This window comes from Thalassospira sp. HF15, assembly GCF_011806525.1.
Classification (GTDB): Bacteria; Pseudomonadota; Alphaproteobacteria; order Rhodospirillales; family Thalassospiraceae; genus Thalassospira.
Genome location: NZ_JAAVKI010000001.1, coordinates 61,495 through 72,287, shown reverse-complemented (window position 1 = coordinate 72,287; position 10,793 = coordinate 61,495). Strand labels below are relative to the sequence as shown.

Genomic DNA, 10,793 nt, shown 5'->3' with positions numbered 1-10,793 from the left:
CCTGTGCCATCATCCATGAAAAAAAGGCATGGCTGTGAACAATAAACGCGCTTGTGAGATTTCCACTTTGAGCGTACCGGGAGTTGAGAGCAACCAGATTGCCAAACCCCACCGCAGGAGGTCCTTGCAGTGACTTCGACCCAGACCGAAACCGTCATCATCCGCAATGCCTTGCGTACCGACCTCGATGGCCTTTGCGCCCTTGAAACCGGAAATTTCGAAAGTGACCTGATCTCGCGTGCGTCGTTTTCACGTTTCCTGCGTCAGACCAGTGCGCGCCTTTTGGTCGCGGATGCCGGGGATGCCGATCATCCTGATATCGTCGGGTATGGGCTGCTGTTGCTGCGCGCCAACAGTGTGACAGCGCGGATTTATTCGCTGGCAATTGCAAAGGACTGGCGTGGCAAGGGTTTGGGCACCCAACTTCTGGCCGGGCTTGAAAACCTTGCGATGGATGCGGGCTGCATAAGCATGCGCCTTGAAGTGCGCGTAAGTAACGAAACCGCGCGCAATCTTTATGAACGTCATGGCTATACCCGCATCACCGACCTTCCGGGATATTACGAGGATGGCAGTGATGGCATCCGCCTTGAACATGCGCTGTATGATGGTGAAGGTGCTATATCCCCGGCCGTTGCGACTGGCGCGCCCCTGATCCTTGTCGACCGGCTGTCTGACCTGCGCTTTGCGGTTTCGGGGGCGCGTGTGATGCGGGTGCGCGATTATCTTGCACTTGATCACGGGGTGCGCAACCGGCGTGTAATCAACCTGTGTCAGTCCTATGAATATCTGTCACGCGGCTATTATTGCAGCCTTCTGGCTGCGGCCCGCGCAGAACGTGTCATTCCCGAAGCGGACGTTCTTCTGGATCTGAACTGGAAGCGCCTGCAAAAAACCGCACGCGCCGAACTCAGCCCGCAAATCATCGAGGCATTGGAAAAATCCGGTCAGACATCAAATCAGGCCCCAGATCATATCGACGTCTATTTCGGGCGGACTGCTGACAAGAAGTTTCGCCAGATTGGCGAACGTGCCTTTGATCAGTTCCGCTGCCCGATCCTGCGCCTGCATCTGAACAAGCAGGACCGCAAGATTTTGCGTGAAATCGAAGCCCCATCCGTCGGCCAGCTTGATGACAGCAACCTTGCCGAGTTCGAGGCCGCTTTGCGGGCCTATTTGCGCGGACGTGTGCGTAAACAGGGCAACGTCACCCCGCCGACAGCCCTTGTTGCCATTCTGCATGATCCGGATGAAGTCCTGCCGCCGTCTGACAAGGAAGCCCTTGCCAACTTCGTGCAGGCTGCATCGGATCTGGGGGCCAAGGCCGAACTGATTACCGCCAAGGATTTCCATCATCTGTCCGAATTTGACGCCCTTCTGATCCGCGAAACCACCGCCCTTGATCACCACACCTATCGCTTTGCCAAGCGCGCGGTGAAGGAAGGCATTCCGGTAATCGACGATCCGGACTCGATGCTGCGTTGTACCAATAAGGTTTATTTGGCCGAGTTGCTGCGCACACACCGTATCCCGGCACCGAAAAGTGCGATTTTCGACAAGCGCCGCATTTCTGAGATCGCAAAGCAATTCAGCTTCCCGTCGGTCTTGAAGGTGCCCGATGGTTGCTTTTCGCGCGGGGTGCGCAAGGTCAAGTCGCCAGAACACCTGAACGAAATCGCGACCGAGATGTTCAAGAACTCCGAACTTCTGGTCATTCAGGAATATGTCGAAACCACGTTTGACTGGCGTATTGGGGTTCTGGGTGGTGAGGCCATCTTTGCCAGCCGCTATTTCATGGCGCCGGGTCACTGGCAGATCGTCAAACACGAAGATGATGGCAAAAGCTTTGAGGAAGGCGGATTTGAAACCCTTGCGATCAAAGACGCGCCGGCTGACATCGTTGCCACGGCCCTCGCCTCTGCCCGGTTGATGGGGGATGGGCTTTATGGTGTGGACGTCAAGGAAACGCCATACGGCCCGATGGTGATCGAGGTGAATGACAACCCCAATATTGATGCCGGGGTCGAAGACGTTGTTTTGGGCATGGATCTGTATCGCCGGATCATTGCGCACTTGCTTGGCAAGATCGCGCGACCATAAGACAACGCAACACCTACACACAGAAAAGGCCGGGCTCTACCCGGCCTTTTTGTCAATAAACACGGCTGCTTGCAGCTTGTCGCGGCCATAGCGCGCCATCAGATCAAATTCCTGGCGCAGGATTGGCACCGACAGACAATCACTTCCCGTATAGGGTTCATGATCTTCGCCAATATCAGGGTCACTGACATACACAAAGCGCTCGTCAAAGCCCGACACCACCACCCAGTGCGGAATCTTGTCACCATAAATGCGGTACTGGCTGATCAGGACCAGTGCCATTTTGCCCCGTTTTGTGCGTTCTTCGATCTCGGCAATGCCAAACGGCCCGGTTGTGACCGCAATACCGGCATCAAGCGCCTGACGGGCAAAGTCATAATGCACCAGTTCGACAACTTCGCGATTTTGCGGTTTACGCACCGTATCAACAAACAGAGGACCATCGCGGCTGCTGAGCACTTCGGCCTCAAAGCCGCGCTTATATGCAGCCAATGCCAATCCAAGCGGACCACAGCCGCCCTGCCCGGATGTCATAAAAATCGTGGTGGCTTCGCGCCAAAGCGCAATTTCAAGACTACGATCCAGTTCGATATCGCCATCAAGCGCATTCATCGCCATCATCAGGGCCGCCGGACCACAGGTGAATGGCAAAGTCTGATGATAAAAATGAATGGGTGATGGCAGATGCATGGCATTGGGAACAAGCACCTTTTCCATACGCAGCGCATTTGAATGATCGGGATAATAATCCGGATAAAGGTCAAACTCGCGATAACCGTTTTCCGTAAACAAACGGATCGCGTCTGTGTTTTTCTGGCTGACTTCAAGGCGAATGATCGGCGTCCCGAAATCAAGACTGAGTTCTTCGGCCTGTGCGATCAAGGCACGGCCAATCCCTTGCCCGCGATGATCGGGTAACACTGCTATTGAATAAAGCCGGGCAAGCGCCACGTTACGGCGAAAAATCACCAGCGCATAGCCAACAACAGTCCCGTCCTTGCCGGCTTCCGCGACGGTCAAACGCGCGGTTTCACTACCAACAAACCGTTTGAAGGCGCGCCGTGTCAGTCGGTCGACCTCAAAGGACCGGTTTTCAATATCGCACAACGCATCGAGATCAGAACTCTCAGCCAGTCGAAGTCGTATGTCGGGAAGGTGGCGTGCGTTTGACGTCATACCGCTATCACTTGATAAAATCATGCAACAATAGCATGCGCGGATATATCGTCATGAAACGCAAAAAAGGAATAGTGCAATTTATGCGATGCTCACTGCGTTTTTTGCACAGCAAGGCACCGCATAACTTGCGCGTTATAGCGCCTTAACCGCGCGTAGCAATCCGTGGTGCCAGCGGTGCCATGTCATATCCGGCATCAGCCGCAGCCTTGATGATATCACCAGCGGGCATTTGCCCGGCATTGGCCAGCGACCAAAGGATCGTGCAGCGTGTACCACTGCGGCAATAGGCAAAGACCGGCTTTTCCGCGGCCGCCAGGTTGGCCGCAAAGGCATCTGCATCCTCATCGGACACATTACCACTTGCGACTGGCTGAAAGATCGCCTTCATGCCAGCGGCTTCGGCCTTGGCAGCAATTTCAGAAAATGACGGTTGTCCCGGGTCTTCATCATCGGGTCGATTGCAGATGATGGTCTTGAACCCGGCCTTGGCGATTTCGTCAATCGCCTCAAGGGGCATTTGCGGAGATACAGTCAGTTCATCACTCAGGCGTTTCATTTTTATATTCCGTTCGTCATTGCCGGTAGCCGGACCCTGAAACTTGCAGGGTCTGTTTCAGCACGTCGACACAGCATAACGCACACGCTGACGGATGCCAGCATTACGTCATGCGAACAGAAAAGCCCGAGTGATAAAACCGATCAGTGACCTATTTGGAAAGCGGGCAGGTCCGTAGGCCAAATAGCATATAAAGCGGGCAGAAACGCAATGCCGCAGTTACCAACATGACAACACCGGCGGCAATCATGACCCAGCCATAAACGCCGTACGCCATGCCACCGTCTTGCGGAGCAGCCGAAACGAACGGCAAGGCCAACAAAACAACACCGGCAACGGCACGGACAATACGGTCCAGAGTTCCAACATTTGCCATGAATTCCTCCTTGGGAAAGGCTATTGATTGTATTTATTTCATAACATGATGAACTATTGTTTTTCATTGATAAGAATCAATGTTTCATCTGGTCACAAGTAAATATCTTCAACGGAAACAAGGCCTCTTGCCTTTTACTGTTTGACCATGCAAAAACCGATCAAAATAAAAAGTCATCAGGAAGACCTTCATGTTTGTTCAGCCATTGATATTACTGCGTAAATTCGCAGCGCACTGTCAGCTGGGAACAGCTATTGCGGGAGACGCATCGTGATCACCATCCGTCCCTTCAAAGACAGCGATGCCCCTGCCCTGATCGAGATTTTCAATCGCGCGGTCAACGAACTTGCAAGCAGCGCCTATGGTCCCGATCAGATTGATGTCTGGTCCAAACTTTGCCTGACACCAGATCAGTGGATCGAAGCCATGACGGATGGTCGAACGACCTTTATCGCCGTTGATGAAAACGATCAGGCGGTTGCCTTTAGCGATGTGGAATCAGACGGGCATATCCGGTTTCTCTATGCCAGCCCCGATGTTGCCGGTACTGGTGCTGTGGCAAAACTTTATGCCGCGCTGGAGGCCGAGGCCAAGAAACAGGGTATCGGCAAGCTGTATTGCGAGGCCAGCGAGCTGGCCAAATCCTTTATGGTCAAACAGGGGTTTTCCGTTGTGGAGCGCCGCGACTTTGAACTGCGCGGTGTGCCGATCCATAACTATGCCGTTGAAAAGCGGTTGCGTCCCCGATCCTGAAATACCCGAAATAAGAAGGTCGCCAAATAGGCAGCCCTTTTATTGGTTCAATCGCGCAAGCCGCGCCGGGCAGTCCCCAAAACCCGGTCAATGAACAGATCGGCCTGACCGACATAGTTCACCGGATCACGGACGTGATCCCAATCAACCGGTGCATCGGTCAGTTTCGGCAATTCATCAAACAGGTTTGTTTGATTGGCAGATGACTTCGCCACAGCTTCCTTAACCAGCTTATCTGCCGCATCCCGGCCGATGTGATCTGCAAGGGCAAAGGTTGCGGCCTCTGCCAGCATCGCGCCGCGCGATAGCTCAAGATTATCCGTCATCCGGTCCGCATTGATTTTAAGACCCGGGACCATATCCACGGCCTGTGCAAGGGCTGCGCCGGCTGCTGTAATGATCTGTGGCAAGGTCAACCATTCAAGAAGCCAACTTGCCCCGCAGCGCTCATGATCATGAAGTTGCGACTGGGCAAAGGTTCCGAGCTGCCCGGCATTGAACCGCGCAAGCGTGACCAGCATTTCCGCCTGCACCGGGTTGGATTTATGCGGCATCGTCGATGATCCGCCCCCCTTGCCCGGCTGAACTTCGGCAATTTCAGACTGCGCCAGCAGGACAAGGTCCTGCCCCATTTTGCCAAGTGCACCGGTTAACGCTGTCAACTGGCTGGCAAAATCCACCAGACCATCACGCTGGGTATGCCAGGGCATATCGGCCAACGGCAGATCAAGTTCTTCGGCCAGATTGTTTTCAACGTCGCCCGCCTTCGCACCGATGGAGGCCAACGTGCCCGCAGCACCGCCAAATGAAACCCGCAGCAAATCAGACGACAGGCTTTCAATGCGGCGATCAATGCGCACAAGTGGCGCCAGCCACCCGGCGGCCTTAAGCCCAAATGTGGTAGGCACAGCCTGCTGGGAGCGGGTGCGACCGATCATCACCGTTTTTCGATGCGTATCGGCATGGGCAGCAAGAACCTTGGACAGTTTGCGAATACGGCGCCGAATGATTGCAATCGCATCGCGCAGCTGCAGGACAAGCGCACTATCGACCACATCCTGACTGGTCGCACCGAAATGAACATATCGGGCATCTTCGCCGCCAATTTCCGCTTTCAGTGCCTTGACCAGTGCGGGAACCGGTACACCGGCACTTGCCGTTCCGGCTGCCAGGGTTGCCGGATCAGGATTGAATTCGCGGCAGACCTCGGCAATGCGAACCGCACTTTGTTCGGGGATCACGCCTGCGCGCGCCTCAGCCGCAGCAAGGGCTGATTCAAACAACAGCATGGCTGAAATCTGGGCCTGGTCATCAAAAAGACCGGCAATTTCCGGATCGGAAAACAGATCCCCAAGCAAGGCAGAGTCAAAAGGCGAAACGCTCATCAGGTATCATCCACCGTTCAAACAGGTGCGAAATCAAGTCGGTAGTGTCGCGCCAGCAACCATATTGGTCAACAACGCAAAAAGAAGCCCCTGCCCGTCAACCGGCACAGGGGCACCTTTTCAAAGATCAGTCAGCCATCCGGCTCAGACAGCTTCAAGCGCAATCGCAATGCCCTGGCCAACACCAATGCACATGGTTGCCAGTGCACGCTTGCCACCAGTGCGTTTCATCTGAAGGGCGGCGGTGCCGGCAATACGTGCGCCCGACATGCCCAACGGATGGCCAAGTGCAATTGCACCACCATTCGGGTTTACGCGCGCATCGTCATCAGCAATGCCAAGATCACGCAAAGTCGCCAGACCCTGTGATGCAAAAGCCTCGTTCAATTCGATCACGTCAAGCTGATCGGTGGACCAGCCAAGACGTGCCAAAAGCTTCTTGCTGGCCGGTGCCGGGCCAAAGCCCATGATGCGCGGCGCAACACCGGCGGTCGCACCACCGACAACGCGTGCAATCGGCGTCAGGCCATATTTCTTGACCGCGGCTTCGGATGCGACGATCAGGGCCGCGGCCCCGTCATTGACACCTGATGCGTTACCGGCTGTCACCGAACCACCTTCGCGGAACGGGGTCGGCAGTTTGGCAAGTTTTTCGGCCGTGGTGCCCGGACGCGGATGTTCATCCTTTTCCACAACAATCGCATCGCCTTTACGCTGCGGAATGGTCACCGGGGTGATTTCCGCGGCCAGATTGCCGTTTTCCTGTGCGGCAACGGCCTTGTCCTGCGAACGGGCGGCAAAGGCATCCTGATCTTCGCGGGAAATATTGAAATCCTCGGCAACGTTTTCGCCGGTTTCGGGCATGGAATCCACGCCGTACTGTTTCTTCATCACCGGGTTGACGAACCGCCAGCCAATCGTGGTGTCATAGATTTCCGCATTGCGCGAAAAGGCCGAGGTGGCCTTTGGCATCACGAACGGCGCACGCGACATGTTTTCCACACCACCGGCAATCATCAGATCCGCTTCGCCCGATTTGATCGCACGCGCAGCAATGATGATGGCATCCATGCCCGAACCGCACAGACGGTTGACCGTGGTGCCCGTCACCGTTTCGGGCAGTCCCGCCAGAAGCGATGACATGCGTGCGACGTTGCGGTTGTCCTCACCAGCCTGGTTCGCACAGCCAAAGACGATATCGTCAACAGCGCCAAAATCCAGATCCGGATTACGGTCCATGAGTGCCTTGAGCGGCACAGCCCCCAGATCATCGGCGCGCACCTGTGACAGGCTGCCACCAAAGCGGCCAATCGGGGTACGGATGTAATCGCAAATATATGCGTCAGCCATTTCCAAAATCCTTTTTATTGCTCTTACTGCTGGTCCCCATGGGCCTTGGCGGTACGAGCATGCAGTTCACGCAGAACCTGCAATTCTTTCTCGGACGGGATCGCAGTTTCGGCGACTTCGTCGGCGAACTCAACCTCCCAACCGGTGTTTTCGATGATTTCTTCGCGGGTGACACCCGGATGGATCGACGTCACGACGAACTGTTTGCCGACCGGATGCGGTTCCATGATGCAAAGATCGGTAATCAAACGCGACGGGCCCTTGGTATCCACACCATAGGACGCGCGATCATCGCCGCCCTTGCCATGACCAAGCGATGTCACGAAATCGATCTTTTCGACAAAGCCACGTTTGCTTTGTTTCATCACAAGGAAAACTTCACCACAACTGGTCGCGATTTCCGGTGCACCACCACCGCCCGGCAGACGGACTTTGGGGTTGTCGTAATCGCCAATAACGGTGGTGTTGATGTTGCCATATTTATCGAGCTGGGCCGCGCCAAGGAAACCAACCGAAATCTTGCCACCCTGCAGCCAGTAGCGGAACATTTCCGGCACGGCGACCGTGTTGACAGCCGTTTCGCAAAGCTCGCCATCGCCAATCGACAGCGGCAGGACATCCGGCTTGGTGCCGATGGTGCCACTTTCATAAATCAGGGTGATGTCGGGTGCATGGGTCAGGCGCGCCAGATTACACGCAGCCGACGGCATCCCGATCCCAACAAAGCACACATCGTCATTTTTAAGCGCGCGTGCAGCGGATACCGTCATCATTTCAGTCGGGGTATATTCAACCATGATCTTTCCTCCGCTCAGGCTTTGTTTGCGTCGCGCTTGGCCGCGAAATCTTCGGGGCCGCCATTAATGACATGTTCTTCAAGCCATGCCTGGAACGCTTCGCGATCACGCGCAATCGGATCCCATGCCTTATAGAACGCGTTGTCGCGCTTGTAATAGCCCTGGGCATAGGACGGATGCGCCCCGCCCGGCACTTCGACAATTGCGGTCACGGCCCAGTTCGGCAACATGACGGCATTGGGCGAAATGTCACCAAAATCATCGACAATCTCTTCGACGGTGATGATCGATTTTTTCGCTGCCAGAACGGCTTCTTTCTGAACACCGACAATGCCTTCAAACAGGACATCGCCCTTTTTGTTGGCTTTCTGGGCATGCACCACAGTGACGTCCGGGCGAATTGCCGGAACCGCCGCCAGGCTTTCACCGGTGAACGGGCATTCGATGAACTTGATGTTCGGGTTCACGCGCGGCAGTTCCGCGCCACGATATCCCTTAAACACCGCACAAGGCAGACCAGCCGCGCCCGCGTCATAGGCGTTGGCCATGGCCGCATGACTGTGCTCTTCGATTTCAAGCTTGGTCGGCCAGCCTTTTTCATAGGCATCGCGCAGACGGTGCAGCGACCCTACGCCGGGGTTACCACCCCAGGAAAAAACAAGTTTTTTCGCGCAGCCCGCACCGATCAGCTGATCATAGATCATATCGGGCGTCATGCGGATCAGGGTCAGATCCTTGATGCCCTGACGAATGATTTCGTGTCCGGCAGCATGCGGTATCAGATGGGTAAAGCCTTCCATCGAGATGGTGTCGCCATCCTTTACGCAGGACGCGACGGCTTCTTTAAGCGACATGAAACGTGCAACCACGGCAAAACTCCTGTGGCATCAATCCAAAACATAGAAATGCGGGGCAATCGCCCCAAAGGAAATTCAGGTCGATGGCTGCGACCGCCGGCTTTCCCCAAAGCAGCGGACGCAGCCATCGCACCAGATCGACTTACACGTCGAAGAACACGGTTTCCGCGTCCCCCTGCATGTGAATATCGATCCGGTATTCAATCCCCGTCGGGGTTTCGACACGCTTGGCGATCAAGGTGTCGCGACGATTTTCTGGCACCGACTGCAAGACAGGGTCTTTTGCATTCAGTTCAGCCTCATCGTCGAAATAGAAACGGGTAAAGGCATGGACCAGCATGCCGCGCATGAAGATGATCACGTTGACAAAAGGTGCACCGGCATCAGCAACAACACCCGGCTTTACCGTGTCAAACCAGAACCGGTTTTGGGCATCCGTGCCCGTACCGCAACGGCCAAGCCCGCGGAAATCGGTGCCGGACACATCAATCGGGTTTTCGTTGTATACACCATCGGCATCGGCCTGCCAGATTTCGATCATTGCGTCATTGACTGGATTGCCTTCACCGTCAAAGACAGTGCCGGTGATGCGGATATGCTCACCCTTGGCATCCGGGCCAGCAACGGTCGGATCGGCGATGTCGGTAAAGTCGTATGCGTACTGGCCTGCGGTCAAGCCATAGGCGAAATACGGACCAACCGTCTGTGAGGGGGTTTCACCATAAGCCATGACTTAATTCTCCATCGGGGTGCCGTTGCGTCCACGCAGGACAATGTCGAACTGATAGCCCAGTGCGAAGCCTTCCTCGGTCTTGTCGATCGAGAATTTGGCAATCAGGCGTTCACGTGCGGCTGCGTCTTCGGTACCGAGGAAAATCGGATCAAGATCAAGCAGCGGATCACCCGGGAAATACATCTGGGTCACAAGACGGGTGGCAAAGCCCGGACCAAACAGCGAGATGTGGATATGGTTCGGACGCCATGCATTGAAGTGGTTGCCCCACGGATAGGCGCCCGGCTTGATGGTGTAGAACTTGTAATTGCCCTGATCGTCGGTAAAGCAACGCCCCGATCCGCGGAAGTTCGGGTCAAGCGGCGCATCATGCTGATCAACCTTGTGCACATAACGGCCGGCCGCATTCGCCTGCCAGATTTCAACAAGGGTGTTGGGCTGCGGGCGACCATCAGTATCCATCACACGACCATGAACGACAATGCGTTCACCAAGCGGCTCGCCATTGACAACGCCGTTTTTGGTCAGGTCGAAATCAAGTTCACGCACGCTTGCCGGCGCAAAGCGCGGACCGGTGCTTTCGGTCAAACCCGATTTGATGGCAAGCGGCGAACGGGTCGGACCACGCAGGATGGTCGATTTGTACCCGGGTGCGATATAGGGGGCGTGGGAACCCCAGTCACGCGGTTTGAAGGTGGACATGTGGC

11 protein-coding genes are annotated in these 10,793 nt (G+C 55.4%); 2 read left to right on the top strand and 9 right to left on the bottom strand.

Features of this window, described 5'->3' with window-relative positions:
• The first annotated feature begins 129 nt into the window (after positions 1-129).
• A complete protein-coding gene (locus tag HED22_RS00370; protein WP_167717787.1) occupies positions 130-2,100 on the top strand; it encodes a GNAT family N-acetyltransferase in 1,971 nt (656 codons plus the stop codon).
• Positions 2,101-2,136: 36 nt separating this feature from the next.
• Here the strand turns inward: HED22_RS00370 and HED22_RS00365 are convergent, their stop codons facing one another.
• From HED22_RS00365 to HED22_RS00355, 3 genes are all read right to left on the bottom strand, one after another.
• Positions 2,137-3,276, bottom strand: a complete 1,140-nt coding sequence (locus HED22_RS00365) for a peptidase C39 family protein (RefSeq protein WP_167717786.1) — start codon at positions 3,274-3,276, stop codon at positions 2,137-2,139.
• Positions 3,277-3,421: 145 nt separating this feature from the next.
• Positions 3,422-3,835, bottom strand: coding sequence for a TIGR01244 family sulfur transferase (locus HED22_RS00360; protein ID WP_167717785.1), 414 nt, complete (start codon positions 3,833-3,835; stop codon positions 3,422-3,424).
• A gap of 151 nt (positions 3,836-3,986) precedes the next feature.
• Positions 3,987-4,211 (bottom strand): DUF2892 domain-containing protein, encoded by a 225-nt coding sequence (locus HED22_RS00355; protein WP_167717784.1) that lies wholly within the window; start codon positions 4,209-4,211, stop codon positions 3,987-3,989.
• Positions 4,212-4,481: 270 nt separating this feature from the next.
• Here HED22_RS00355 and HED22_RS00350 point away from each other — a divergent pair, with 270 nt between their 5' ends.
• On the top strand, positions 4,482-4,964 hold the full coding sequence (locus HED22_RS00350) for a GNAT family N-acetyltransferase (RefSeq protein WP_167717783.1): 483 nt from the start codon (positions 4,482-4,484) through the stop codon (positions 4,962-4,964).
• 47 nt (positions 4,965-5,011) lie between these two features.
• Here the strand turns inward: HED22_RS00350 and pcaB are convergent, their stop codons facing one another.
• The 6 genes from pcaB to pcaH all read right to left on the bottom strand — a co-directional run bounded on the left by pcaB (position 5,012) and on the right by pcaH (position 10,788).
• Positions 5,012-6,349, bottom strand: coding sequence for a 3-carboxy-cis,cis-muconate cycloisomerase (pcaB, locus tag HED22_RS00345; protein WP_167717782.1), 1,338 nt, complete (start codon positions 6,347-6,349; stop codon positions 5,012-5,014).
• 144 nt (positions 6,350-6,493) lie between these two features.
• The gene (pcaF, locus tag HED22_RS00340) at positions 6,494-7,699 is read right to left on the bottom strand and encodes a 3-oxoadipyl-CoA thiolase (protein WP_167717781.1); all 1,206 of its coding nucleotides are present in this window, start codon (positions 7,697-7,699) and stop codon (positions 6,494-6,496) included.
• A gap of 23 nt (positions 7,700-7,722) precedes the next feature.
• A complete protein-coding gene (locus tag HED22_RS00335; protein ID WP_167717780.1) occupies positions 7,723-8,496 on the bottom strand; it encodes a CoA-transferase subunit beta in 774 nt (257 codons plus the stop codon).
• Positions 8,497-8,510: 14 nt separating this feature from the next.
• Positions 8,511-9,365: a CoA transferase subunit A gene (locus HED22_RS00330; RefSeq protein WP_167717779.1), complete on the bottom strand. Its 855-nt coding sequence runs from the start codon at positions 9,363-9,365 to the stop codon at positions 8,511-8,513.
• Positions 9,366-9,495: 130 nt separating this feature from the next.
• Positions 9,496-10,083 carry a protocatechuate 3,4-dioxygenase subunit alpha gene (gene pcaG, locus HED22_RS00325; RefSeq protein ID WP_167717778.1) on the bottom strand — a complete coding sequence of 196 codons (588 nt, stop codon included), beginning with the start codon at positions 10,081-10,083 and terminating at the stop codon, positions 9,496-9,498.
• Positions 10,084-10,086: 3 nt separating this feature from the next.
• A complete protein-coding gene (gene pcaH, locus HED22_RS00320) occupies positions 10,087-10,788 on the bottom strand; it encodes a protocatechuate 3,4-dioxygenase subunit beta (RefSeq protein WP_167717777.1) in 702 nt (233 codons plus the stop codon).
• Positions 10,789-10,793: the final 5 nt, after the last annotated feature.

What these genes read in the sequence shown, in the direction of transcription:
- HED22_RS00365 (WP_167717786.1), bottom strand. Translation starts at nt 3,276, where the DNA reads ATGACGTCAAACGCACGCCACCTTCCCGACATACGACTTCGACTGGCT.
- HED22_RS00360 (WP_167717785.1), bottom strand. Translation starts at nt 3,835, where the DNA reads ATGAAACGCCTGAGTGATGAACTGACTGTATCTCCGCAAATGCCCCTT.
- HED22_RS00335 (WP_167717780.1), bottom strand. Translation starts at nt 8,496, where the DNA reads ATGGTTGAATATACCCCGACTGAAATGATGACGGTATCCGCTGCACGC.
- HED22_RS00355 (WP_167717784.1), bottom strand. Translation starts at nt 4,211, where the DNA reads ATGGCAAATGTTGGAACTCTGGACCGTATTGTCCGTGCCGTTGCCGGT.
- pcaF (WP_167717781.1), bottom strand. Translation starts at nt 7,699, where the DNA reads ATGGCTGACGCATATATTTGCGATTACATCCGTACCCCGATTGGCCGC.
- pcaG (WP_167717778.1), bottom strand. Translation starts at nt 10,083, where the DNA reads ATGGCTTATGGTGAAACCCCCTCACAGACGGTTGGTCCGTATTTCGCC.
- pcaB (WP_167717782.1), bottom strand. Translation starts at nt 6,349, where the DNA reads ATGAGCGTTTCGCCTTTTGACTCTGCCTTGCTTGGGGATCTGTTTTCC.
- pcaH (WP_167717777.1), bottom strand. Translation starts at nt 10,788, where the DNA reads ATGTCCACCTTCAAACCGCGTGACTGGGGTTCCCACGCCCCCTATATC.